This window comes from Brevibacillus sp. HB1.4B (genome assembly GCF_013284285.1).
Taxonomy (GTDB): domain Bacteria; phylum Bacillota; class Bacilli; order Brevibacillales; family Brevibacillaceae; genus Brevibacillus; species Brevibacillus porteri.
Genome location: NZ_JABSUT010000001.1, coordinates 576,193 through 601,172, shown reverse-complemented (window position 1 = coordinate 601,172; position 24,980 = coordinate 576,193). Strand labels below are relative to the sequence as shown.

Below are 24,980 nucleotides of genomic sequence, written 5' to 3'. Positions count from 1 at the left end.
CTCTTTAGAAAACTAACTTATTGTTTGTATGCAGCCTGGAGACGAACTGTATCAAGAGTAACCCCAACATCCAAGACATTTTTCCGTTTTGCGATCACCACATCCGGGACGTACAGGAATATCCATGGGGCTTCATCCATGATGACTTTTTGTGCTTCGGTGTATTTTTGCTGTGCCATGCTGTTGGCCGTTGCTTTCAATGCTTCATTTAGCAGCTGATCGACTTGTTGGTTCTGATAATAGCCAGAGTTATTATAGTTCGGTGGAATTCGGTCAGATGCAAAGTTCGGTCGCATTCCCCAATCCGCTTCCGCTGTACCCGTACCCCATCGCCCAATATAGAGATCCGTTCCCTCTCCGGCATCCAGCCTTTCAAATAGCGTGCCGCTCTCGTAAGCTTGCACCTCTACTTTGATCCCTACAGCTTGCAGCTGCATTTTGATATTTTCAGCAATCGCGACGAATTCCGTTGAATTGCGCGTCCACAACGTAGCTGCGAAACCATCTGGATAACCAGCCTCTGTCAAAAGCTGTTTCGCTTTGTCAACGTTGTACGGATAGCCTTGCTGTTTCGCGTAGCCTTTTACCAATGGCGAAAGCGGTGAATCGGCAACTGTGCCAAAACCGTCAGCAACCTGACTGATCAATTGTTCTTTGTTGATCGCGTAGTTCATCGCCTGCCTCACCCGCTTGTCCTTGTACTTATCCAGCTTTGTATTCATACCGACATAAATCATGTTGAGCGATGGACCGGAGTAAACATCCAGATTCGGATCTGTTCCCATACTCCGCGCATCCAGGGTCGGCAAACTTGTCACAATGTCTACTTCGCTGGCTTTGAGCATATTGACCCGTGTACTCGACTCCGTCACAGGCTTAAACAGAATCCCTGCTAGCTTTGCCGGCTTCTCTTTATCCCAGTAACCATCAAAGGCAGCTACCTTCACAAACTGCCCGTTCTTCCATTCGCGGAATTGGTAGGGTCCTGTCCCTACTGGATTGCGGTCCAAGTTGTATTTCGGATCATCGATCTTTTTTTGCAATTCTTTCAGCGATTTAAAGCTGGCAGAAGGATGTGCCATATAGGCAACCATCGCAGAATTGGGTTCTTTCGCCACAACAGTGATCGTGTACGGGTCTACTACAGTAACCTCCTTGATAAATCCAAAGAAGCTCGCTCTTGCCATGCCATTCTCCTTGTTGCGTACGTAATCCAGATTCTTTTTCACTACTTCTGCATCAAAGGGTGAACCGTCATGAAAAAGGATTCCTTTGCGTAAATGAAAAGTCAGAGAAGTTGCATCAGCGCTTAATTTGTAATCGGTTGCAAGAATAGGGACAACCTCCCGATTTTCATCCAGCGTAAGCAATCCTTCGAACATCGTGGACAAAATATGCAGCGTGTTGCTATCCGTGGAATTCCAAGGATCAAGTGAGGTGGCCTCCGCTTCAAGAGCCACTGTTAATTCCGCATTTCGTACTGCCATTGCTGGTACTTCTTGTTGTTGAGCATTTCCAGGCGCTGGTCCGCTTGTTGGCGGGGGTTGACCAGAATTGCTCGTACAGGCAGATAGCATGGCTGTTGCCATCAAAAAGCTGACTGTGAGTAATCTCACTCTTCTTCTCATCTGCACGTAAATCTCTCCCCTTTCTATCAATGAAGTGAAACTACTGAATTAATTAGCATGATCTATGCCAAAAAAATAGGCAGCAGTCTATGCTGCTTCCTCGTCCTGAACCGTTGATATTTGCTGGTTTTCTCCATCAATTAATCGTGCAATGAAATACTATTTGGTTTACGATATAGAATATTCGGTTATTTCTTGCAATTAATTCAACCAAACACACCCAAATAACCAAAAGCGAGGAAGGCATGATGAACGAATTCATTTTACTAGCTGGCAGCAAAGACACCCGAATCGCGCTTGTCAATCAACTTCAGGAGATTATGGACGGGTATGTGCGGATGAGTAGTTATTCCGTCGAGGAGGAGCTTCCAACAACCCTTCATAATCAATTGGTCGTCCTCTCCCACCCGCTCGTATTAGAAGAGCCAAAAATAAGAGCATGCCTTGGAACAAATTGCAAGCTCATCATCGCCAATAGGATCATCAATTACGAAAACATCGACAGGCTCTTATACTTACCAGCTGGAACCAAAGCTTATTACGTCAATGACTCCTTAGAAACATGTTTGGAGTCCATTGAATCACTGAAAAAGCTGGGGATTGACCACATTCATTACATACCGTATTATCCCGGCATTCCGCACGTAGAAAAAATTGATCTCGCAGTGACACCAGGGGCGTTCGAGCTAATCCCTGACCATGTTCAAGATGTAGTGAGTATCGGTCCCCGCCTGATGGACATCTCGACGATTCATCAAATACTCGACCATTTCCAGCTGAACGGGCCAGGAGATGTGATCTCTCAGCGCTATTTGCGTAAAATCATTCAATTGAGCAAGCGGCTGGCTGATGCCAACCAGATCGCCACAGATTTGAATAAGCATTTGAATGAGGTGCTGGATGGCGTAAACGACGGGATCTTGACAATTACGCAAGATGGTAAGATCACGGTCTTCAATGAGGAGCTCGGCCTTCTGCTCGGTGTCTCTGCCAAGCGTGTTATTGGCAGACATATTCGTGATGTCATGGATCATCCTGAGCTCATCGACTTTTTATTTGCCCTCTCACAGGAAGAGGATCGCTGGTTTACGTTCGGTGAGGTTGAAGTCATTGTTCACCGCTTCCCTTTAAACAATGACCAATCACTCGTCGCTACGTTCAAGAATGCGAGAAAGACAATCGAGTTGGAAAGATCGCTGCGCTCCGAATTGAAAAAGAAAGGCTTTGTGGCCAAATACACATTTGACGATATGATTGGGGAAAGCTCAATCCTCACGCGCACAAAGGAAAAGGCAAAAAAACTGGCAAAAACAGACCTCACCCTCCTGATCCAAGGAGAGAGCGGCACGGGCAAGGAACTTTTTGCGAGTGCCATCCACAACGCATCGCTGCGGGATAAGAGGCCGTTTCTCGCTGTCAATTTCAGCGCCATTTCTGAGGATTTGATGGAAAGCGAGCTGTTCGGCTATGATGACGGTGCATTCACAGGGGCTAAAAAAGGTGGAAAAGTTGGCTTGTTCGAGCAAGCAAACGGCGGCACGATCTTTTTGGACGAAATCGGTGACAGTAGCCTGAAGCTACAGGCACGACTTCTGCGGGTCCTGCAGGAAAAAGAGATTATGCGAATCGGGGGAAGCCAAATCATTCCAATCGATGTTCGGATCATTGCTGCCACTAACAAAAATTTGCTGCATATGATCGAACAAGGGACTTTTCGGGAAGATTTGTATCATCGGCTACGTGTTCTCTTTGTCGATCTCCCCTCCCTGCGAACTCGAACCGATGACATCCCGCTGCTCGTTCGGCATTTTATCCGACAAAGCGTACACCCACAAGTGACTATCAAGCCGGAAGTCATCGAGAGGCTCACTACCCTACCGTGGTTTGGAAATGTGCGGGAGTTAAAGAACACCATCGATTACATGCTGGCTGTCTGTGACGAGGATATCATCCAAATTGAGGACATGCCGTGGGAAAATAGCTTTTTAAAAAGCGATCATTCACATACCGAAGCGCCGGTCATTCCTGATGAAGAAGACGAGCTGCTGCTTATCTTACGGAGTATTCAAACCATCGCTGAACGTGGCGAAAGGCCAAATCGACGGAAAATAACCGAGATGAGCAAGGATTGGGCAAAGCCACTGAGCGAGCAGCAGATTCGCAGCAGATTGGATGTACTTGAATCGCGTGGATATATTGTGAAAAGCCGGGGGCCTTTTGGGACGAGGTTAACCGATGCTGGATTGAGGGTATTGAAATAAAGATGGTCTATCTATTGCGGTCCTGGGAAAAATGATTTATGGTAGTGAACTACGAAATCTGGACTCATTTGATAAGGAGATGCTCAATGAATCATCAAAAAATCGTCCATTTCAGTGATAAGGACTTGGATGGCGTATCCTGTGCGATCCTGAGTCAAATTGCTTTTTCCAATCAAGAAGTCGATTCTCGCGGGGTAACTCCTTACACTGTCAATCAAGACGTACAAAAGTTTGTCGAAGAAGAGCTTACCTCCGAGATGTATGTCGTGATTACCGATGTAAGTGTCAATGACGAGGTCGCAACGCTCATTCAGAAAAAAGTCGATCAGGGACATGCGTTTATCTTGATCGATCATCACCCAACCGCCCTGCCACTGGCTTCCAAGTACGAGTGGGCACAGGTTATTACAGAAGAATCAGGGACAAAGACTTCGGCAACGAGCCTTTATTATGATTACCTGGTAAACCAGGGATATTTGACCCCTACTGGCGTTCTCTCTGACTATGTGGAGCTGGTTCGTGCCTTTGATACGTGGGACTGGGATGCAACCGGCACTGTACAGGCTAATCAACTGAACATTTTATTCTATATGGTCGAGCGAGACACGTTTGTTCAAAATGTGCTGGGACGCTTGCGTGGTGAAGGTGCTGATACGGATCAATTCGTATTTGACGAAGTAGAATCCATCCTCATTTATACAGAAGAAAAACGAATCGATGAATTTGAACAAAAAAAGCTGAAGCAAATGAAGCTGATTCCGGTAGAAATCGATTTAGACGAGCCAAAAACGTATCAAGTGGGTGTGGTTTTCCTCGAACAATATCACTCCACGACAGGCAATTTCTTATGTAAGAATGCGGAAATGATTGATTTCGTCGCGATGCTAGATCCTGGGAAAGGCAGAATCAGCTTTCGAACCATTCGCGAAGACGTGAATCTGTCTGTGATCGCCCAGCATTACGGTGGTGGCGGTCATCCAAAGGCTTCTGGATGTTCCTTTACGGGCGTTACGTTAAAGTCTTTCGTGTACCCTGCTTTACGAACGAATTAGAGCAAAAAACAATCAGTCCAATTTCTCCATCCGTGAAATGAGAAATTGGACTTTTTTTGTTTTATTCTCCTTGTGCCTCTCCGATCTCATATCGCAGTTGTATGGATCCACTTTTTCCGTAAAGCTTGGTTTCTATCAACTTCATGTCGTGACGTGTATGAATGTTGTCAAAGTAATATTTGCCGCTGCCCATTAAGACCGGATGAATAATGATTCGAAGTTCATCAAGTAAATCAGCATTGATCAAACTTTGAACAAGACCCGCACTTGCAGTAACAATGATATCACCCTTGATTTGTTTTTTTAGCTCCTTTATTTTTGTCATGACATCAGAATGAAGGAGTGTAACCGTATCGGCGTAATCCCCCCAATGAACTTCTGTAGGCTCACTATTTTTGGTTACGACAAACTTTTGTGTCTTATTCATAGCATCAGCCCAATCACCCTCTTGGAACGGCCAATAGCTTGCAAAACCTTCATAGGTGACTCGCCCCATCAAGATTGCGTCGACCTTCTGGAAGAACGCAAGACCATCCTCTGTGGCGTCCAAGATTCCAGGCAACGCCCAGCTAACCATATTGTCCTCTTCTCCTGTCGGTCCCGTATAGATACCATTCAATGTGCTGCTTACGTTTGCAATTATTTTCCCCATCAGATCTCCGCCATTCTTTCGTATAGTATTATCTAAAAATTACCACATTTCACTACTCAGTATTTCTTCTCGATTGCTCAAATTTCCCTTTCGACAAAAAAGAAGGTGAGGAAAACGAAACGGTTTTCCCCACCTTCTTCCTTTTAGACGCTTTTCGTCCTATTACAGTTCAACGATCTTTGTCGCGATGTTATTGCAAAATTCCCTGTCATGCTCCACAAAAAGAATCGTTGGCGAGTGTTCGAGGAGCAGCTCTTCGATTTGCATGCGAGAAATGACGTCAATAAAGTTTAGCGGCTCATCCCAAATATGAAGATGTGCTTTCTCGCAAAGACTTTTCGCAATGAGTACTTTCTTCTTCTGCCCGCCACTAAAAGCGGAGATATCCTTCTCGAATTGCACCCGGGAAAAATCCAGCTTGCGCAAAATTGATTTAAACAAGCTCTCTTCGATCTCGTTGTCTCGCGCAAAGTCAGTGAGATTGCCCTTTAGATGGGAAGTGTCTTGAGAAACATACGAGATTTTCAATTGACTCCCCTTTCTGAAGGTCCCCGTTTGTTCGATGTTCTCCCCGCAAATGAGCTTGAGAATGCTAGATTTTCCAGAACCGTTCTTTCCCGCCAGCGCAATACGCTCTCCTTGCTCAATCGTAAAGTTAACATCTGCGCATACGAGCTTCTCTCCGTAATAAATGGAGACCTTCTCCAGTTCGGCTAGTTGATTTTTATGATAAGCAAGCTGTGCAATTTTTAAGCTATCCTGGTTTTCAATGTTTTTCAGCAGCTTCGATTTTTCATCAATGGCGGATTGCTGTCTTTGCTCCATCGATTTGGAGCGCTTCATCATTTTCGCAGCCTTGTGGCCAATATACCCTTTGTCTACTTTGGAACCGGAATTCAACGTTCCATTTTTCGTCTTTTCCACAGCGTCCGACCAGTTGCTTGTACGTTTGGCTGCGTCCGACAATCGTTTAATGTCTTTTTTGAGCTTCTCATTCTCAGCGAGTTCATAGTTATCCTGTCGCTGTTTATTTTCCCACCAATCAGAGAAATTCCCTTTTTGCACCTCGATGTTCGTCTTGTTGATGGACAGGATGTGATCGACACAGTTGTCTAGAAATGCCCGGTCGTGGGACACCAAAATATAACCGCTTTTGGAATGGAGATAATCACTGACGAGCTCCCTTGCATGCATGTCGAGGTGATTGGTTGGCTCATCAATTAACAAAAAACTGTTTTCCTTTAGAAATAAGGCAGCTAACATCACTTTCGTTTGCTCCCCGTTAGACAAAGATTCAAAGGGACGATATAGAACATCCTCTGAAACCTTTAAGAGGGAGAACTCGCGCATTAATTCCCATAACTGATAGTCAGGGACAATGTCTTGAACGATATCAATGGTAAGATATTCTTTGTTCTCGACTTGGAAAGGAAAGTATTCAAAGCTGACATGCGCACTAATCTTTCCGCTGTATTCATATTTACCCAGCAACAGGTTGAGAAAGGTCGTCTTCCCTCTCCCGTTTCTTCCCGTAAACCCTAATTTCCAATCCGTATCGATTTGGAAGCTCACGTTTTCAAAAATGTTATCGAAACTGCCTTCATAGGCAAACGTCAAGTTATTTACATTGATTAATGACATACAATCATCCTCCTGTATCAAAATAGAAAAGCTACAAGAAAGTTACCCTCTCTTGTAGCTCAAATAAATACAGCAAATCCAACTCAAACAAGAGTTAGATATGGATATATTGATTGAGTGAAAAGATAATGTAACTTTCTTGCGTATAAAGAATAAAACATGCGAAGGATTTCGCTTTTTTGTTTTATTTTTTAGGCAAGAAAAGAATCCATTATACCTTTCAGCTCCCGTCATTAATTTAACAGCATTGTATCATATCCAAATTTTAGTTTCAACATGTTTCACTTTTTATCATTCCGACGACACGACTCCCTCGACCACTTAGTACCAAGAATTTTTTTCCATAAAAAGAAGGAATTTAAATTTTTGTTTTGAATTCTCATACTTATTGAAATTTTTTTACTTATTGCATTCATATGGAGGAGTTAAGCTATGAAAAAAGTAGTAAGAGGTTTGGGTATTCTCGTCTTGGCATCATCATTCCTGTTCGTCCCGACTCAAGCAGCAGATGCGGTAGGAAAAGGAAAAGACTCTATCGTCCGTCCACAAAAATATATCTTTGAAGGAAACTGGCGGTACGGTGATACGTTAGTAGTGGCATACGATACTTTCTTTCCGAATGGATGGATTTCGATTGAAAAAGAGCCACATCGCGGTACACAGCTTGGATATGAAATAGCGAAATATATTGTTGGCGCTAATTATGGGCAAGTGGAAAGAAGCCTAAGCTTTAACATCCCTTCTGGATGGGTAGAAATCGGTCGAGGTTATAACAGCAAGAGACAAGCTTATATTGATATCCGAAATGAGAATAAAAAACGCTACCAACCTCAAGAGCTGGAGAATAAATGGGTCGGTACCGGCCAGCCTGTACCATATGGCTGGGTCGTGGTAAATGTAAGTCTCTATGAAAAACATATCGTAAATATCACCAGTATCCCTACTGAATCCAGTATTGAAGCGGTCAAGCATCCTTCGCCAGCCTTTGCTTATGAAATCCCAAGAGGCTGGGAAATCACTGTAGATGGAGAGCATTCTCGAATTCTTACAAGAAAGTACTAATCATTACGGATACAATTTATTACGAAATGAGATAATGAAACGACCTGTAGGTAGCACGATGGAAAACCATTCGTGCAACCCACAGGTCGTTTTCGTTAATCGAAAGGAAAACTCTCCTGCGGCTTCCAATCAAATGTGCAGTTGAATCCGATTGCCAGAAGGATCCTCTGTTACAAAATGACCGCTCTCCTCCTGTACTGATGCGCCGATGTCTCTTAACTGAGTGATTACACGATTTCTCGCTTCCTCATTCGGGAACACCATGACAAACGATTCAAGTCCTGGGCTCTTAGGATGTGGTTGTGGAGCACCGACACCCGCCCACGTGTTCAACGCGATATGATGATGGTACTTTCCAGTGGAAATGAACAGTGCCTGTGCTCCATATCGGTTCACTACCTCAAAGCCAAGTCCTTTGGTATAAAAATGTTCAGCTTCATTCAACCTCGATACATGCAGATGAATATGTCCCATGATGGTACCAGCAGGCAGACCCTTCCACGCACTTTCTTCCCCACTGGACAACAAATCTGTAAAATTCAATGGTTCCGTTGCCATGTCTACAGTGCCCTCATGCCAGCTCCATTGATCAGAATCACGATCGGCATAAATTTCAATCCCATTTCCATCCGGGTCCGATAAGTATAGCGCTTCACTAACGAGATGATCCGAAGACCCGATACGTATATTCAACGCAGAGAAGTGTCTCACTACGTTTGCCAAATCAGATCGTTTTGGCAACAAGAGCGCAAAATGATACAAACCTGTCGTATGATTTTGTTTTGGTAATGCATCATTCAGTTGTTCGATGGAGAGCAACACAGTTTTGCCGTCAGTTGTCAGTTCCGCCTTTGTGGCAGATTGGTTCAAGATTTTGAATCCGATCACTTCCTGATAATAAGCCAGGGAGCGATCCAGGTTTTGCACCTTGAGATTGACTTGTCGGACAAACGTATGGGGACTTTGATGAAATTTCATAAGCGTGTTCCTCCTCGTTTATACAAATGAGCGTTCTTCGTACTACTGTCAAGCTGACCATAAAAGACCGTCTCTATTCAATGGTGAAGGTGCGTTTTTAACTTACGATTTGTAATAAAGTTACTATATTATATCTAATGCCAATTGTCACGAAAAATCCTCCCCAAATAAAAAAAGAGCGGTTTCTCGCTCTTTTTTCGTCGTTCTTTTAGATCGCTTTCTCCACGATTTCTGCAATGTCCAACGTTTTGACGAGATGCTCCATCTCCTTTGCCTTTGTCCCGTCACTCATCATCGTGAGACAGTATGGACAGTTACTGCCGATTGTCGTTGGATTCAGACGGAGTGCCTGCTCCGTACGCTCAATATTTACCCGTTTTCCTTGTGTTTCTTCCATCCACATCATCCCGCCGCCTGCCCCGCAGCACATCGCATCTTGTTTGTTGCGCGCCATCTCCAACACTTGAACGCCCGGAATGTGGGTAAGGATTTGCCGCGGGATATCGTAAATATCGTTATAGCGCCCAATGTAACAGGAGTCGTGATAAGCAATGGATTCTTCGACTTCCTTCGTCGGCTTGATCCGCCCTTCCTGCATCCACTTCCAGATCAATTCTGTATGATGATAGACTTCTGCCTCCAAACCGAATTCTGGATATTCATGCTTAAACGTGTTGTACGTATGTGGGCAAATCGTGACGATCTTCTTTACGCCATATCCTTGGAAGTTCGCGATGTTTTCCTGGCAGAGCTGCTGGAATAAAAACTCGTTTCCCATCCGGCGGGCTGTATCCCCGGAATTGCGTTCCTCATTGCCCAGAACAGCAAAGGAAATACCTGCCGTATTCATAATTTTGACGAAAGCCTGTGCGATCTTTTGGCTGCGAAGATCAAACGATCCCATGGAGCCTACAAAGAACAAATATTCGAACTCCTCTACCTCACTCACGGTAGGCACATGGATGTCTTCCCGCCCCTCTCGCCACTTCAACCGTTCTTTACGGTTAATCCCCCACGGATTGCTTTGTCGTTCGATATTTTGGAAATAACGAGATGCTTCATGCGGCATACTGCCTTCCGTTAACACGAGATAACGGCGCATATCAATCATTTTTTCCACATGCTCATTCGCTACCGGACATTGGTCCTCGCAATTTCTGCACGTCGTACAAGCCCATAGCTCTTCTTCTGTAATGACATCTCCGATCAGCGCGGGAGCTTGTTCTGCGGTAACAGCCACTTCATCGTGCATCGGAAAGCTCCCTTTTACCTGCGCAAACACAAAGGATGGCATCCATGCTGTACGTGATGTAATCGCTGAGCCTTTTTCCGTCAAATGATCGCGCATTTTCACAATCAGATCCATCGGCGATAACGTTTTGCCTGTACCTGAAGCAGGACACATACTGGTACATCTGCCACATTCTACACAGGCGTACAGGTCGATCAACTGATTTTGCCGGAAATCCTCGATCTTTCCGACACCATAAGTCTCTTGCTTTTCATCCTCAAAATCAATGGATGTGAGCTTCCCAACAGGTTTTGTATCGCGCAACATGATATTTACAGGCGCGAATAGTACATGTGCGTGCTTCGATTGCGGGACATAGACCATAAACGCAAGTAGCGTAAGTAGATGAACCCACCAAAACAGATAGAACAGTGCACCAGCTATTTCAGGGCGCATGCCAGCGAACAAGCTAGCGATTAACGATGAGATGGGAGCATACGACCCACCTGATCCTTCCAACCAAAGATGCTCAAAGGCCAAGGTAAAGAAAATCGAAAGCATCAGTGTTGTTAAAAAGATAATCACGAGCCCCGATTTAAACCCTCGTTTCAAACGCTTTACTTTCTCGATATAGCGTCGATAGTAGGCATACCCAACTGCCAGAAGCACGAGAAAAGTCGTAATCTCCTGACTGAGACTGAAAAACTTGTGAGCCTCTCCCATCGGGTATTCAAAGCCCTTGACGAACCCTTTGATAATGAGTTCAATCGCCCCAAACTGAAGAATGATGAAGCCATAAAACATGATGATATGCATGACACCGCTTTTCGGGTCTTTCAGCAGCTTGGTTTGGCCGAATACTTGCGTGAGAAATTCATTGACCCGTATCGCAGCATCCTTTTTCAGGTTCGCTTTTTTGCCGAGCTTGATAAAGACGATTCGACTGTACACGATTTGTACGAATAAGTATGTGGCATACCCTGTTATGGCGAGAAATGCTACAAAGTTTAGGAAGGATAACATAGATGAACCTCCTCAAGTCAGACAGGCATATAATCGGAGCGACTTTTCATGCGCCAATGATATGCTTGGGAAGCCTACTCTCTCCTTACGTATAAGAACCGCCGTTGATTTGCAGGACTTGGCCGTTGACATAATTGGAGAGCGGAGAAGCCAAATACAAAATGCCAGCGGCAGCTTCCTTCGCATCTCCAGGACGCTTCTGCGGAATTTTATCGATAAACATATTTCGGACTTTCTCCGGAATGCCTAGCTGTACCCCGTCTATGACCTCAGCCTCTTCCTTCGGTTTTGTCAGTCGTGTATCAATAAAGCCAAAGGCAACCGCGTTAGCATTGATGTTGAATTTTCCCCACTCAAGGGCAACGACTTTTGTTAAACCGATAACGCCTGCCTTGGCAGATGCATAATTGGCTTGTCCCACATTCCCCCGGATTCCGGCTACGGAAGAAACGTTGATAATTTTTCTGTGATGAACAATGCCTTGTTCGATCTCTTCTTTGGCTGCATCCCGCATATAGGGGGCTGCTTCGCGGATCAGACGGAAAGGCGCCACGAGATGGATATCCAGAATGGTATAAAATTGTTCATCCGTCATGTTATGAATCATGTTATCTAAGGTAAGTCCGGCATTGTTGACTAAAATGTCTAGTCTTCCAAATTCGGAGATGGTTGTTTCGGTTATCTTTTTCGCGAAATCTGCTTCCGTTACATCCCCGCAAAACAAGACCGCTTCTCCGCCTTTTTGCTTGATTTCCGAGACGACTTCGGCTGCTGGTGCTTCGTCTTTATCGCTAACGACAACGCGAGCACCCTGTTCTGCAAGCATCAAGGCTGTCTCTCTTCCAACACCGCGTCCTGACCCTGTAACGATTGCCACTTGATTTTCTAGCATGTTCTTCATAGAGACCTCCTTTTGGTATGTAAAATGAACTCCCCTTTATGAAAATGCTGATATCCCTAGGATCTCTCTTCCCATGATCAGTTTTTGAATCTCATTTGTTCCTTCCGCGATCGTAAAATAACGGATATCACGGTAGTAGCGTTCAACCGGAAATTCTTTTGTATAGCCGTAGCCACCGTGAATTTGCAACGCTTCTTCTGCGACTTTCAGAACCTTTTCAGTCGCGAAGTATTTGGCCATCGAGCATTCTACTTTGCATGGTTTTCCTTCATCGAGTAAATGACTCGCTTGGAGACCGAGCAGACGCATGGCACTCGTCAGCGTCACCATTTCACTGATTTTGGCTTGAATCAGTTGAAAGCTACCGATCGGTTTACCGAATTGAACGCGTTCCTTGGCATACTTCACGGAAGCGTCTACACATGCTTGAGCAATTCCAGTGGAGATAAAGGCAACCATCGCCCTTGCTCCATTGAGGAATTTCAGCCCCTGTCTCAAACCATCTCCGACGGTACCCAGCAGGTTTTCTGCCGGAATCTCACAATCTTCGAAAATGAGCTCAGCAAACGGGCAGCTCGTTGTTCCCATTTTTTCAATCGGCTTGGCTTGATAAGGAGAGATTTCTTTTTCAATGATGAAAGCGGCAATACCTTTATTCCCTTTGGATTTGTCCGTTTGGGCAATGACGATGCCGATTTCCCCTTCTACTCCGTTGGTGATAAACATTTTGGAGCCATTCAGGACCCATTTGTCTCCTCGTCGCTCTGCCCGGGTTTGAATGCTGGATGTATCGGAACCGACATTCGGCTCAGTCAAGGCAAAGAACCCAAATTTTTCACCCTTCAGTAATGGTCCTAAAAACTTCTTACGTTGTTCTTCTGTTCCGTATTCGTAAATGTGCGTCAACACCGAGTTGGAGAGTCCCACTGTTGCGCGCAACGACGGCCAGACTCTTGATAGCTCCTCGATCATCGTGAAGTACGTCGTGTAAGTAAGCCCGTGGCCACCTGCTTCCTCAGGCAGTTGCCCCCCGAGATACCCAAAAGGAACAAGTCGTTGCACAATTTCTTTTGATACTGCTTTGCCTGACTTCTCATAGCTATCTACCATTGGAAATATTTCTTTTTCCAAAAATTTGCGCACCGTATCTCGAATCATCGTTTGCTCATCGGTTAATGCAAGAGACATTATGTTCACCTCTTTGTATCAGGTTGGTCTACTTTCTTCGGATCAACATCGGCGTGGTTCCCTCTTGGACAACCTCTCCTCGCTGATTGAGCATTTTGCGTTTGAAAAAGACGATTCCACGATCAGGCTTGCTCGTTTCTTCTTTTTCTACAATTTCGACTTCCAAATGGATGGTGTCGCCTATTTTGAGCGGTCCGAGAAATCGCCAGGATTGAATACCTAACAAAGCAATCAGGGACGGGGCCATCCTTCTATTCAGCTCCGTCCTCGTAAACAATCCAGAGGAAACAGCCAATCCTAACAGACCATGAGCAACCCGTTCACCATAAATCGAGCTCTTGGCGTATTCCGCGTCCACATGGAGTGCGTTATAGTCCCCTGACAAACCAGCAAAATTAACCACATCTGCTTCCGTAATGGTTCGAGCAGGGGATGTAAAGCATGTTCCTACCTCAAAGTCTTCAAAATATAAGATTTGTTCTGACATATTCAACCGAATCGTCCTCCGGTCACATGCAGAATATCACCTGAAATATAGGAAGACTCGTCAGAAGCGAAAAACAAGACGGCGTTCGCTACATCCTCTGGTAAGCCAACTCGTGGAATCGGCGTGTCTCTTTTTTGCAGTTCCTTGATCTTTTCGTATTTGGGATGGCTTTTTAACGTCTCTGTTTCAATAAGACCAGGTGCAATCGCATTCACATTTATGTTGTGCTTTCCTAGCTCCTTGGCAAGTGATCGGGTTAAGCCAATGATTCCTGCTTTTGCGGAGGAATAGTTTGCTTGGCCTGGATTCCCCAGGTAGGCGCGGGATGAAATATTGACAATCTTCCCGTATTGTTTCTCGATCATATATGGCGCAGCATATTTCGCGCAAAGGAAGGCACCTTTCAGACATACATCCAGTACTTGATTCCAATCATCCTCATGCATGTCTGTGATTTTCATATCCCGTACGATTCCTGCGTTGTTGATGAGTATGTCCACTCTGCCATACGCCTGTACGGTCTTTTCGATTAACTTTTCAGTATCCTCGGATGTAGTTACATCCACTACCGAAGTGATGGCACGTCCCCCAGCCCGGTTGATTTCGAAAGCAGTCTCTTCACAAAGTTGGCTATGAATATCTGCTACGGTAACCAGTGCTCCCTCCTGGGCGAATTTTTGGATGATCGATTTGCCAATTCCTTTTCCTGCGCCAGTGACGATAGCTACTTTCCCTTGAAATCTCATTTAGTTCCTCCATTTCTACTGAAAGCTTTGATCGCCTTGGAGCAAGCGTCTGGCAATCGTACGCTTTTGAATTTCTGTCGTACCGTCAGGAATTCGCAAGGTTCTCGCCCATCTCCATACTTTTTCCAGCTTCATCTCATTCGTTAAGCCCATGCCGCCGTGGATTTGCATGCACCGATCGACGACGTTTTGCACCATTTCTGTGCAATAAGCTTTGATCATCGAGATTTCCTTAAGCGGGAGCTTTTCTTGTTTTTCCATTTTCCAAGCGCAGTGAAGCAGCATATTTCGAGCCGCATAGATCTCCATCGCGCAATCTGCAAGCATGATTTGGATCGCCTGATGGTTCCCAATCGTGACGCCAAACGTCTTTCGTTCATTGGCGTATTGGATCGCTTTGTCCAACGCCCATTGTGCTGCACCCACACATAATGCTGCCATGACGATCCTTCCGAGATCAACGCCGTGCAAGGCTTTGCCGAACCCTTGATGCAAATCCCCGATAATAAACTTTTCATGTACTCTCGCATTTTCCATGGAGATGATGCCTATTCGAGAGCCTAAGTGTCCCATATACGGAATAGATGAGGTAGCTACACATGTTTTTCCATCAAACGGTACAAGGAAGCAGGTAATTCCGCCCTTTCTTTTTTCCACCAATTCCGGATCGGTCACAGCGAAAATAATCGCGTATTTGGCGTAATGCGCATTCGTAATCCACTGCTTCGTACCATTCAGAATCCAGTAGTCGCCATCCTTCACCGCTTTCGTTTTGATTGCCCATACATCTGAGCCTGCGTCTGGTTCACTCAGACCAAAGCATAAGGTAGCCTCACCTTTTGCGATACTGGGTAAAAGCTCTGCCTTGGTATCAGGGTGCATGCCCAACAGCACTGGTGTCAATCCCCCCGTAAACAGACCAGCAGGGAAAATCTCCATGACTAGTGGGTCTAGCCCGTATTTTTTCAAGATGGCTTCATGAATCAACGCAACAGCAATAGGTCCAAATTCATCTCCCGTTCCCCCCAGCTCAGGATCACCAAACATCGTGTAAAATCCAGCTTCTGCTGATTTTAAGCGAACTTGTTGCAACGCTTCTTGTATCCCAGGTGAATACAAGCCGTTTTCGTCGTAAAAATATCTTTCATTTTCCAGCTCTTTTTGATATTTCTTGCGAAGCGGTTCAATTTCTACTTCAACGAATCGATAAATCGCAGAGATTACCTCTTTGATGTCCTCCGAAACCTGAAAGCTGATCATGAGTGATATCCTCCTTTGTTACCCTTTTCTAACTTCAAACTGGGCACTAACCTTTACTTCTCCTCCTTCATTGACAGCTTCTGCTTCACATAGCCAACGATCTTCCTTTTCAGCTACTACGGAGCCTTTAACGATGATTTTTTCTCCTGGTCGCGTCATGCCTCGAAACCGAACGGAGAACTTCAGGAGATCATCTGCATGAAACCACGTATGGATGGCTTGCCCGACAAAGCCCATGACCATCATGCCGTGTGCGATGACGCCACCAAGCCCTACTTCTTCGGCAACGGGCACTACCGTATGAATAGGATTGAAATCACCTGAGGCCCCGGCATATCGTACGAGTTGGCTATGTGTGATTTCCTCTTTATATAGCGGTTCGAATGGTTTACCGATCATGTTCATTCACCCCCTAGTGCCTTTCGATGATGGTCGAGCGTCCAACGACGACGGTTTCACCATGTTGATTGACGAACTCTTTTTTGATGACGACGAAGGTCATGGCCGCTTTTGTGTATACGTCCTCCACTTCTCCATAAACAGTTATGTCATCCCCGATTCTGATTTTGCCTCGGTACTCATATTCCTGTCCTCCGTGGAGAACTTTTTCAATTTTCAGACCCAAAATCTTCGAAATGGACGTTTGCGAACCCCAAAATTCGATGATAGTAGGAAAAGTTGGGGGAATGAACCCGTCCTCTACGTCAACGGACTGATTATTATCGAGTGCGCACAATAGCTCCCTGACTTTGCATCGCTCCACTTTATAAGTAAAGGGCTCTAGCTTGATCCCAACTCGATCGTCTTTTTGTTTGTTCATGAGTCTCCTCCCGCTCTAACTTCTTCGTCCACCAAAACTCTGCGGAGAATTTTCCCGACAGCCGATTTTGGCAGCTCATCTCGAAATTGGATGACGCGCGGTACTTTATAACGAGCCAGCCTTTGATGACACCACTCGAGAATCTCCTCTTCCGTGACACCTGGATACTTCCGTACGATGACCGCTTTTACCGTTTCTCCTCGGTATTCGTCTGGTATGCCGAAAACGCAAGCCTCGCTGACTGCCTCATGCTGGTAAAGCACTTCTTCAATTTCCGAGGGATATACGTTGTAGCCGCTTGCGATGATCATCTCTTTTTTTCGTCCCACAATCGAAAAGAAGCCATCTTCCCCCATCGTTGCCAAGTCACCCGTGAAGAGCCATCCGTCCTTCAATACAGCCGCTGTTTCCTGTGGATTTCGCCAATATCCCTTCATGATGCTTGGCGCTTTGACAATCAATTCCCCGGTTTCGCCTGGGGGCAATTCGTGCCTGCCTGTTACTACATCCACGATCTTTGCATCACACTCTGGGAGCGGAATGCCAATCGTCCCTACTCGTATGGCGCCTGCAGTCGGTGTGCCATGTGTGACCAGACCCTCTGACAAACCATACCCTTCTATGATGTTCAGTCCGGTTTTTCGCTTGAATTGCTGCGCCACCTCAATTGGCAATGGCGCAGTTCCGGATTGGCACAGTTTGAAGCTGGATAGGTCATCTTTTTTCAAGTCTGGATGTTGCAGCAGCGCAACATAGAGGGTAGGCATGCCCGGAAAAATGGTTGGGCGATACTGACGGATGACTTCTAATGCTTGATCGACTTTGAAACGACGCACAATGATATACGTGCCCGCTAACATTATGATTCTGTTCAAGGTCACGATGCCAAATATATGAAACAAAGGTGCAATACCTAACAATCTTTCGCCGGGGATTTGCAATTGCTTTGAAATGACAGGAAAGTTCTGAAAAACATTGCTGATCAGATTGGCGTGAGTGAGCATGACACCCTTCGAGCGACCAGTCGTTCCACCTGTATATTGCAGAAGTGCTACATCTTCACTTGGCGCAATCTCCACATTTGTAGCGTCTGCGTGGTTTTCCGAAATCCATTGGTAGAAGGTTCCGCTCTCATCGGACAGAGTGTCAACTTGAAGGAAAGTGATCGATTCAGCCATTCCGGTTTGCTCCAGTTTAGCCCCTTGCACTCCCTCGCTCACGAACCAAATCGCACCGGAATCTTCTAGGATGTGCTTCAGTTCGTGAGTGGTATACATCGGATTTACCTGTACCACGATTCCGCCCAATCGGAGTATAGCGAATAAGGAAATCACATACTCGACACTGTTAGGTAGCATGATGGCTAGTCGATCTCCCTTTTGAAAACCCCGGTGCTGGAGGGCTGCTGCCAGCCGATCCACGACCTCTTTCAATTGGGAGTAGGTAAACGTTTTTCCTCCGTCTATTACTGCTTTTTCATCGGGATATTGACTTGCCGTCCGCTTGAAAAATTCATACAAGGAGATGGACGGAATTTCCACGAGGGGGGAAACTCCGTCTGGATAAAACGCATGCCAGGGTCGAATCTCAGCTTCCTTCATGCTAACTTCTCCTCCTAAAGCGATTATCAGGTGGTTAAGTCTGACAGTGTTTTGCTTACAACCCGAGATTTTTCGCGATAATGTTTTTCATAATTTCTGTCGTACCACCGTAGATCGGCATGACAGCGACATCTCGATAGCGGCGGGCAATAGAGTACTCTTCCATGAAGCCGTATCCGCCATGAAGCTGTAGGCATCGGGCGGACATACGCCGCGCCATTTCGGTAATCGACCACTTTGCCATGGAGACTTGCGTCGTTACATTTTCGCCCTTCATATGCCGGTTTGTCAGATCATCGAGAAAGGTCTGTGCCATGGTGACTTCGGTCGCCATTTCGGCAATTTCGAACTGAGTGTTTTGAAAGGAACTGATCGGTTTTCCGAAAGCATGTCTTTCCTTTACATAAGCCATCGTCGACTTTAGCATTTCTTCGGCAACAGCCAAAGCCCCGATTGCAATCATGATCCGCTCTTGTTGCAGCTTATCCATCAAATAGTAAAAGCCCTTGCCTTCCTCACCAAGCAGATTGGATACAGGGACACGTGCCTCCTCGAAGATCAGCTCTGCCGTATCAGTAGAATGCTGCCCCAATTTCTTCAATTTGCGACCGCGAGAAAAACCCGGTGTATCGTCCTCAACCAAGAGGATGCTGATCCCCTTGTGAGCAGGAGTGGCAGTTGGGTCTGTCTTGACGCAAATGAAGAACAGCCCTGCATTGAATCCATTGGAGATGAACGTTTTTTGCCCATTCATGATGTAGTGGTCTCCATCTCGCACGGCTGTTGTCCGCATTCCCGCCAAGTCGGAGCCGATGCCTGGTTCCGTCATGCCGATCGCTGTCGTAATCTCGCCAGATACGCATTTGGGCAAGTACTTTTTCTTCTGCTCCTCGGTACCATAGCGTTCCAAATAGGGAACGATGATCGAACTGCTCATACTTGCTAAGCCGCCTACTCCGACCCGACTCAATTCTTCGGCCAAAACCATGTTAAAACCAAAGTCGAGTCCAAGTCCGCCGTACTCAGGAGCAACTTGCGGGCAGAGGAATCCTTGTTCGCCCATTTTTTGATAAAACTCGCGTGGAGTGAATTGCTCTTCCTCCCATTTCTCAATATTCGGTACGGCTTCCTTTTCCAAAAACTTGCGAAGAGAAGTGCGAAACATTTCATGCTCTTGCGTGAGAAAAGGTCGATTTCTTTTGAATAAATCGAACGTCGCTGGTTTCGATGCTGGAATGGTTTGAGACATGAATCATCCCTCCGATTTGTATGGATTAGCCGAAACGATACATCGTAACGACACAAGCTCCGCCAAGGCCCAAGTTATGTTGGAGAGCGACGCGGGCCCCTTCTACCTGCCGTTTGTCTGCCTGACCTCGCAACTGCCAGACCAGCTCTGTGCATTGTGCGAGACCGGTTGCTCCCAGCGGATGACCTTTTGACATTAAACCGCCAGATGGATTGACAACGTAGGTTCCCCCGTATGTGTTATTGCCATCGTGGATGAACTTCTCGGCCCCCCCTTCTTCACACAAGCCCAAGCCTTCATAAGTGATGACCTCATTGGGAGTGAAGCAATCGTGTAGCTCTACCACGTTGACCTCATCCGGACCGATCCCGGCCATTTCATAGACTTGTTCCGCTGCACGTCGGGTCATATCAGCACCAACTAGATTGAGGATAGATTCATGTGTAACATCGGTATCTGTTGTGAGCGCCTGACCCACAATTTCTACGGCATTCGTAATCCCGTGCTTGATCGCGAAGGCTTCACTGCATACAATCGCTGCCGCTGCTCCGCAGGTTGGAGGGCAAGCCATCAGACGTGTCAAATGAGGCATTAAGGCTGGGGCGTTCCATACCTCTTCCACCGTCAGCGGCTTATGAAAAAGAGAATACGGATTTTGAATCGCGTGACTTCTCGTTTTCACGGATACTTTGGCAAAAATGTCTGGGTTAGCTCCATATTTTTCAAGGTATTCCTTTCCTGCTGAACCAAAAATCTTGATCGCATTCGAAGCGGAATCCGGCACGTCTGGCCACAGCTCTTTTAAGCGATTTTGTGTCCAGCCTAACGGAGGAGTCCGATCTGTCCAGACACTTGCCAATGCGCCTGGCTTCATTTCTTCAAAACCAACTGCCAGTGCGCAATCTACCATACCCGATTCAACTGCTTGCCTCGCCAAAAATAGCGCAGTAGAACCAGAAGAGCAGTTATTGTTGACGTTAATGATCGGAATTCCTGTCATCCCGACCATATACAAACCTCGTTGACCACATGTACTGTCTCCATATACATAGCTCGCATAAGCTTGTTGGATGTCCGAATAGTGAATGCCCGCATCTTCCAATGCGCCTTTGACCGCTTTGGATGCCATCACCTCATACGGTTCATGCGAGCCAGGTTTTGTAAACGGTACCATATTTACACCGATGACTTTTGTTTTTCGACTCATGCCTCTTCCCCCTTTGGACGATCACTAGCCATTTCACATTTCACAACTATTAGGTTTAGCAAATGTCGTGCCAACACGTTTTTTCGCCAATGATCGACTCTGTCAAAGCCTCTTCGTTCATTGTGTATGTGCTAAATACAAAAATAATGATAGAACTGTATAAAATCCATACACTTTCAATACGCAAAAACCTCGGTTTCTTTAAGCGTTGCAATTTGTTCGTCGGTATAACCCAGAGATTTCAGTACGGGAATCGAATGCTCACCGAGTTTGCTTCCGATATGCTTATATTCTGGTTGGGCGGCGGAAAATTTGATCGGAAAACCAAATTGTCGCTGTGTGGTTCCGTCCGGCTTCGGTACATCCACAATCATCTCACGTGCTTTCAATTGCGGATGCTCGCACGCTTCTGCAAATGTAAGTACGGGTTCAACACACGCTTCTATCTCCTGAAAAATGGCTGTCCATTCCGCGAAGGTTTTCGCTCGAAATGCGTTACGAACGTAATTTTTAAAAGCTTGGACATCGTCTGGAGATTCACTGAAAGACAATGGCAACAGATCCGCGCCACCTATCGCTTCGCATAGCAGCTTACGGAATTGAGGTTCGAGACTGCCTACAGAAAAATACCGTCCATCTTTTGTTTCATAGTAGTCGTAAAAGATCCCGCCGTTTAACCGCATGACCTCTGCCTGAGGCTCTACTCCGCACGCAAGATAACCAGCTCCATGAATCGTATTCAGTACGAATGCAGCATCCGTCATGCTGACGTCAATGTATTGACCTTCGCCCGTCCGCTCGCGATGCAGCAAAGCAGCCAGCATTCCAATCACGGAGTGGAGCGAACCACCCGCAATATCTGCGATATGAAAACCATGCGGAGACGGAGGTGAGCCTTTTCTCCGGGAGTACTCATTGATTCCTGCAATGGACAAGTAGTTGTTGTCATGCCCAGGTCGATTATGATAAGGACCAGTCTGACCATATCCGGTGATCGAACAGTAGATCAGTCGCGGATTAATCGCTCGCAGTGCCTCAAATCCAAGGCCAAGTCGTTCCATGACCCCTGGACGGAACTGCTCAAGGACAATGTCGTATTCTTTCACGAGTTCTTTTACGATATCTACCGCTTCTTGTTTTTTGAGGTCAAGCGCGATGGAAGATTTCGAGCGATTCAAGTAGCCATGTGCTGCCGTTACACCCCCATCTACTTGCTTGCCTTGCCTGATACTGTCCAGTCGGGTAAACGATTCTACGCGAAGCACTTCTGCTCCCAGATCTGCTAGCATCATCGTTGCAAAAGGTCCCGGCAGCAAAGTTGAGAAATCGAGAACTTTATAGCCACGCAACAAGCTCATTTTTTCACCTCATTCAAATTGGTAGATAAAAGCTTAAAGGTAGCACTCGCTATCGCCAGCAGTTTGCCTGTACTGTTTCGTACCTCTCCTTCACCTGTGGCAAGGCTTTTGCCTATATGGCGAATTTTTGCTGTTCCAACAACGAGATCACCCTCTTTGGCAGAGGCCAAATAATGAATGTTTAAATTGACCGTTACCAGGCTGTACTCCGTCTGAGATCGGATTGTCAAACCCATCACGTGGTCGAGTAAGCTCGCTATGACACCTCCGTGCAACAAATTACCGGCGTTCAACAATTCGGATGTAATTGGCAGCTCGACTACCACATGTCCTTCTTCCCTATGCGTAATTTGAATGCCGAGATGTCGTTCAAATCCTGCTTGTATCCGTTTTGGGGGTTCCGTAATGGACATACTCTCACCTCGCTTTGCTGTTGCACTATGACACTGTTGGTTTATCTGAATTGCAAATGCCGTGCCAAAGAAACCTTCCGTTCTTATTTGAATGAAATGCATGCGATATAAATTTTATGTGCAAGTAAATCGTACACATCTAGAACAGTTGTACAAAATCTATACACATCAACACTGGACGAACAAAGTAAAAACCCTTGATTTCTCAAGGGTTAACTCGCTGAGCCTTTATTCAGGTGTCACAATAGCGGGAAATGGATCAAATTCGTCCAATAATGCTATAAACGCGTTGATTGGCGTCGCGTCACCGGTTACTTCTATTTTTCCCGTTGCCTTGGCTTGATCAAGCGATAGACGACCAAGCATCAATGCAAAGAAAGTCACTCGATCCGTTACTAGCGAAACGTCTGGATGTGCCTCCAGCTTATTTAGCTTGTTCACGAGAACGGAATTTTCCAGGTACATGGCAAAGGATAGGTCTGCATCTATGATCGTTACATTCATCGTAAACTTTTTGCCTTCTGCTTTCGGACCGTTGAGTTTCACAGCTAGCAGTGTTAAGAAATCCGAAATGGGCATGTAGGTAATGATTCCTGATAGATCAGTTGGAGAGTTGTCCTTATTTACCCCATTGCGCAGCTCAGCGGCTCCTACCAAATACATGTTTCGCCAGTTCGCGGATTCAGCTTGGTAGCCCAATTGTTCAAACGCATTGGCCAGCAAATTTTTGGCTTCAGTATGAGTGGGATCAGCCATGACCACATGCTTTACTACTTGAGCGACCCAACGATACTCGCCTTTTTCATAATCAGCCTTTGCCTGCTGCAAAATGTTACTTGCGCCACCCATGTACTGCACATATTTCTCGGCGGCTTCCACCTGTGGCAGCGGATCCAAATCAGAAGGATGCGCACTGTAATAGCCGAGATAAAAGTTGTAGATTCCTTTTACGTTATGCTTTAGCGTTCCATAGTACCCTCGATTTCCCCAGTATTTATCCAGTGCGTCCGGAAGCTTGATTGTTTCTGCTATTTCATCCATCGTATATCCATGATTGGCTAAACGCACCGTTTGATCGTGCATATATTTATACAGATCGCGTTGCATTTTTAGATGGGCAATGGCGTTTTCTTTACCCCATACTGGCCAAGCGTGGATCATCAACAGGGCATCCACTGCTTCAGCCTCAAACAAGTCAATCGTCTTATCCAGGGCGTTTGCCCATAACAAAGCATCTCGTGTTTTTGCTCCTCTTACAGTGTAGATTTGATGCATGGATTTATTGGCATTTTCCGAGACAAACAATGCTTTGTAATCGCGGATATAGAAATGCATTTCTGCAGGTGCTTCTGTATGGGGTGTTAATAAAAATTCGAAGGTCATTCCGTCGATTTCCATGGTCTGCGTCTCGTTTACGATATCAACTGTGGGCAGCGCAAAGCTGAACTTACCCGAATTGGTCACCGGGCCAATCCCGACAGAAACCGTTCCTGTAGCGTTGACCGGTAGACTTTTCCCGAATTGAAACCCTGCACGCCGGGCCATGATCGTACCAAGCAGTACATTTTCGCTCAACGCTTCTTTTGTAAAATGCTGTGGTGCGATAATGGGGATTTCGGGATTTTTCGCATACTGAAGTGCTGCTTCGGTACCAGCAAAATGGTCTCCATGACTTTGGCTGATAATAATCGCGGTAACCGGTTTTTTAGGTCGATACTGATAATATAACTCCATCGCGGCTTGCATGGATTCTACACCGGCTAACGTATCGACAACAATGACTCCCTCTTTTCCTTCGATGAAAAAGGTCGTGACGATGGATTGTCCACGTATTTGATAAACGCCCTCTACTACCTTGAACAACCCTGTAATCGCATGTAACTGCGAATTTCTCCACAAGCTAGGATTGACTGTATCGGGTGCAGGCTGATCAAGGAATCCGAGCTTTTCGATGTCCCAAACAACTTTTCCAGCCTCATTTTTTATGACTTTTGCTTCTATGGGGGCGAGGAAACCTCTATTAGCATCCTCGAAATCTTGCTTGTCTTCAAAAGGGAGAGAGGCATAAACATCCTCCTGTGCTTTTTTCGTAAAAGACGTGGCAGGTAATGACTGATTGACTTTCAAATCTGCCATTTATATACCTCCAGAATGTTTATTTTTTGAATTTTCATTGGATATTTTGTCCATGAGCTCCTAGTTGTATGCATTTGGTAAAAGCA

21 protein-coding genes are annotated in these 24,980 nt (G+C 45.8%); 3 read left to right on the top strand and 18 right to left on the bottom strand.

All coding sequences use genetic code 11. From position 1 onward, the window contains the following. Window positions 1-17 precede the first annotated feature (17 nt). Window positions 18-1,628, bottom strand: coding sequence for a glutathione ABC transporter substrate-binding protein (locus HP398_RS02965; RefSeq protein WP_217368519.1), 1,611 nt, complete (start codon window positions 1,626-1,628; stop codon window positions 18-20). A gap of 248 nt (window positions 1,629-1,876) precedes the next feature. Between HP398_RS02965 and HP398_RS02960 the strand changes: the two genes are divergently transcribed. Together HP398_RS02960 and HP398_RS02955 are read left to right on the top strand one after the other, a co-directional pair. Continuing rightward, window positions 1,877-3,889 (top strand): sigma-54 interaction domain-containing protein, encoded by a 2,013-nt coding sequence (locus HP398_RS02960; RefSeq protein WP_017248434.1) that lies wholly within the window; start codon window positions 1,877-1,879, stop codon window positions 3,887-3,889. Window positions 3,890-3,975: 86 nt separating this feature from the next. Further along, a complete protein-coding gene (locus HP398_RS02955) occupies window positions 3,976-4,941 on the top strand; it encodes a DHH family phosphoesterase (RefSeq protein WP_017248433.1) in 966 nt (321 codons plus the stop codon). A gap of 61 nt (window positions 4,942-5,002) precedes the next feature. Here HP398_RS02955 and HP398_RS02950 read toward each other — a convergent pair whose 3' ends face one another. Both HP398_RS02950 and HP398_RS02945 read right to left on the bottom strand, forming a co-directional pair. Continuing rightward, on the bottom strand, window positions 5,003-5,593 hold the full coding sequence (locus tag HP398_RS02950; RefSeq protein ID WP_173621777.1) for a dihydrofolate reductase family protein: 591 nt from the start codon (window positions 5,591-5,593) through the stop codon (window positions 5,003-5,005). Between the two features lie 162 nt (window positions 5,594-5,755). Continuing rightward, a complete protein-coding gene (locus HP398_RS02945) occupies window positions 5,756-7,234 on the bottom strand; it encodes an Lsa family ABC-F type ribosomal protection protein (RefSeq protein ID WP_173621776.1) in 1,479 nt (492 codons plus the stop codon). Between the two features lie 432 nt (window positions 7,235-7,666). Here HP398_RS02945 and HP398_RS02940 point away from each other — a divergent pair, with 432 nt between their 5' ends. Next, on the top strand, window positions 7,667-8,296 hold the full coding sequence (locus tag HP398_RS02940; protein WP_173621775.1) for a hypothetical protein: 630 nt from the start codon (window positions 7,667-7,669) through the stop codon (window positions 8,294-8,296). 129 nt (window positions 8,297-8,425) lie between these two features. Here HP398_RS02940 and HP398_RS02935 read toward each other — a convergent pair whose 3' ends face one another. From HP398_RS02935 to HP398_RS02865, 15 genes are all read right to left on the bottom strand, one after another. Beyond that, window positions 8,426-9,274 carry a VOC family protein gene (locus HP398_RS02935; RefSeq protein WP_173621774.1) on the bottom strand — a complete coding sequence of 283 codons (849 nt, stop codon included), beginning with the start codon at window positions 9,272-9,274 and terminating at the stop codon, window positions 8,426-8,428. 208 nt (window positions 9,275-9,482) lie between these two features. After that, a complete protein-coding gene (locus HP398_RS02930; protein ID WP_173621773.1) occupies window positions 9,483-11,528 on the bottom strand; it encodes a heterodisulfide reductase-related iron-sulfur binding cluster in 2,046 nt (681 codons plus the stop codon). A gap of 85 nt (window positions 11,529-11,613) precedes the next feature. Beyond that, window positions 11,614-12,429 carry an SDR family NAD(P)-dependent oxidoreductase gene (locus HP398_RS02925; RefSeq protein WP_173621772.1) on the bottom strand — a complete coding sequence of 272 codons (816 nt, stop codon included), beginning with the start codon at window positions 12,427-12,429 and terminating at the stop codon, window positions 11,614-11,616. Window positions 12,430-12,465: 36 nt separating this feature from the next. Further along, on the bottom strand, window positions 12,466-13,617 hold the full coding sequence (locus tag HP398_RS02920) for an acyl-CoA dehydrogenase family protein (protein WP_173621771.1): 1,152 nt from the start codon (window positions 13,615-13,617) through the stop codon (window positions 12,466-12,468). Between the two features lie 28 nt (window positions 13,618-13,645). Next, window positions 13,646-14,104, bottom strand: coding sequence for a MaoC family dehydratase (locus tag HP398_RS02915; protein ID WP_035291153.1), 459 nt, complete (start codon window positions 14,102-14,104; stop codon window positions 13,646-13,648). A gap of 2 nt (window positions 14,105-14,106) precedes the next feature. After that, window positions 14,107-14,850, bottom strand: a complete 744-nt coding sequence (locus HP398_RS02910; protein ID WP_173621770.1) for an SDR family NAD(P)-dependent oxidoreductase — start codon at window positions 14,848-14,850, stop codon at window positions 14,107-14,109. Between the two features lie 15 nt (window positions 14,851-14,865). Beyond that, a complete protein-coding gene (locus tag HP398_RS02905; RefSeq protein ID WP_173621769.1) occupies window positions 14,866-16,110 on the bottom strand; it encodes an acyl-CoA dehydrogenase family protein in 1,245 nt (414 codons plus the stop codon). An 18-nt stretch (window positions 16,111-16,128) separates the two neighbouring features. Next, complete coding sequence (locus tag HP398_RS02900) at window positions 16,129-16,509, bottom strand: MaoC/PaaZ C-terminal domain-containing protein (RefSeq protein ID WP_173621768.1); 381 nt, start codon at window positions 16,507-16,509, stop codon at window positions 16,129-16,131. A gap of 13 nt (window positions 16,510-16,522) precedes the next feature. Then, window positions 16,523-16,930, bottom strand: coding sequence for an FAS1-like dehydratase domain-containing protein (locus HP398_RS02895; protein WP_173621767.1), 408 nt, complete (start codon window positions 16,928-16,930; stop codon window positions 16,523-16,525). Beyond that, complete coding sequence (locus tag HP398_RS02890; RefSeq protein WP_173621766.1) at window positions 16,927-18,531, bottom strand: long-chain-fatty-acid--CoA ligase; 1,605 nt, start codon at window positions 18,529-18,531, stop codon at window positions 16,927-16,929. The genes HP398_RS02895 and HP398_RS02890 overlap by 4 nt, the downstream gene beginning before the upstream one ends. A gap of 55 nt (window positions 18,532-18,586) precedes the next feature. Next, a complete protein-coding gene (locus tag HP398_RS02885; RefSeq protein ID WP_017248419.1) occupies window positions 18,587-19,780 on the bottom strand; it encodes an acyl-CoA dehydrogenase family protein in 1,194 nt (397 codons plus the stop codon). A gap of 25 nt (window positions 19,781-19,805) precedes the next feature. Then, a complete protein-coding gene (locus HP398_RS02880) occupies window positions 19,806-20,987 on the bottom strand; it encodes a lipid-transfer protein (RefSeq protein ID WP_173621765.1) in 1,182 nt (393 codons plus the stop codon). 176 nt (window positions 20,988-21,163) lie between these two features. Further along, the gene (locus HP398_RS02875) at window positions 21,164-22,345 is read right to left on the bottom strand and encodes a CaiB/BaiF CoA transferase family protein (RefSeq protein WP_173621764.1); all 1,182 of its coding nucleotides are present in this window, start codon (window positions 22,343-22,345) and stop codon (window positions 21,164-21,166) included. Next, window positions 22,342-22,758, bottom strand: a complete 417-nt coding sequence (locus HP398_RS02870) for a PaaI family thioesterase (protein WP_017248416.1) — start codon at window positions 22,756-22,758, stop codon at window positions 22,342-22,344. The genes HP398_RS02875 and HP398_RS02870 overlap by 4 nt, the downstream gene beginning before the upstream one ends. 228 nt (window positions 22,759-22,986) lie before the next feature. Further along, window positions 22,987-24,894: an alkyl/aryl-sulfatase gene (locus HP398_RS02865; RefSeq protein WP_173621763.1), complete on the bottom strand. Its 1,908-nt coding sequence runs from the start codon at window positions 24,892-24,894 to the stop codon at window positions 22,987-22,989. Window positions 24,895-24,980: the final 86 nt, after the last annotated feature.

Coding starts and splice junctions, on each gene's coding strand:
- HP398_RS02935 (WP_173621774.1), bottom strand. CDS start 9,274: ATGAAATTTCATCAAAGTCCCCATACGTTTGTCCGACAAGTCAATCTC.
- HP398_RS02910 (WP_173621770.1), bottom strand. CDS start 14,850: ATGAGATTTCAAGGGAAAGTAGCTATCGTCACTGGCGCAGGAAAAGGA.
- HP398_RS02950 (WP_173621777.1), bottom strand. CDS start 5,593: ATGGGGAAAATAATTGCAAACGTAAGCAGCACATTGAATGGTATCTAT.
- HP398_RS02890 (WP_173621766.1), bottom strand. CDS start 18,531: ATGAAGGAAGCTGAGATTCGACCCTGGCATGCGTTTTATCCAGACGGA.
- HP398_RS02940 (WP_173621775.1), top strand. CDS start 7,667: ATGAAAAAAGTAGTAAGAGGTTTGGGTATTCTCGTCTTGGCATCATCA.
- HP398_RS02870 (WP_017248416.1), bottom strand. CDS start 22,758: ATGTCCATTACGGAACCCCCAAAACGGATACAAGCAGGATTTGAACGA.
- HP398_RS02895 (WP_173621767.1), bottom strand. CDS start 16,930: ATGAACAAACAAAAAGACGATCGAGTTGGGATCAAGCTAGAGCCCTTT.
- HP398_RS02915 (WP_035291153.1), bottom strand. CDS start 14,104: ATGTCAGAACAAATCTTATATTTTGAAGACTTTGAGGTAGGAACATGC.
- HP398_RS02955 (WP_017248433.1), top strand. CDS start 3,976: ATGAATCATCAAAAAATCGTCCATTTCAGTGATAAGGACTTGGATGGC.
- HP398_RS02880 (WP_173621765.1), bottom strand. CDS start 20,987: ATGAGTCGAAAAACAAAAGTCATCGGTGTAAATATGGTACCGTTTACA.
- HP398_RS02945 (WP_173621776.1), bottom strand. CDS start 7,234: ATGTCATTAATCAATGTAAATAACTTGACGTTTGCCTATGAAGGCAGT.
- HP398_RS02905 (WP_173621769.1), bottom strand. CDS start 16,110: ATGATCAGCTTTCAGGTTTCGGAGGACATCAAAGAGGTAATCTCTGCG.
- HP398_RS02920 (WP_173621771.1), bottom strand. CDS start 13,617: ATGTCTCTTGCATTAACCGATGAGCAAACGATGATTCGAGATACGGTG.
- HP398_RS02930 (WP_173621773.1), bottom strand. CDS start 11,528: ATGTTATCCTTCCTAAACTTTGTAGCATTTCTCGCCATAACAGGGTAT.
- HP398_RS02875 (WP_173621764.1), bottom strand. CDS start 22,345: ATGAGCTTGTTGCGTGGCTATAAAGTTCTCGATTTCTCAACTTTGCTG.
- HP398_RS02960 (WP_017248434.1), top strand. CDS start 1,877: ATGAACGAATTCATTTTACTAGCTGGCAGCAAAGACACCCGAATCGCG.
- HP398_RS02965 (WP_217368519.1), bottom strand. CDS start 1,628: ATGAGAAGAAGAGTGAGATTACTCACAGTCAGCTTTTTGATGGCAACA.
- HP398_RS02925 (WP_173621772.1), bottom strand. CDS start 12,429: ATGAAGAACATGCTAGAAAATCAAGTGGCAATCGTTACAGGGTCAGGA.
- HP398_RS02900 (WP_173621768.1), bottom strand. CDS start 16,509: ATGATCGGTAAACCATTCGAACCGCTATATAAAGAGGAAATCACACAT.
- HP398_RS02865 (WP_173621763.1), bottom strand. CDS start 24,894: ATGGCAGATTTGAAAGTCAATCAGTCATTACCTGCCACGTCTTTTACG.
- HP398_RS02885 (WP_017248419.1), bottom strand. CDS start 19,780: ATGTCTCAAACCATTCCAGCATCGAAACCAGCGACGTTCGATTTATTC.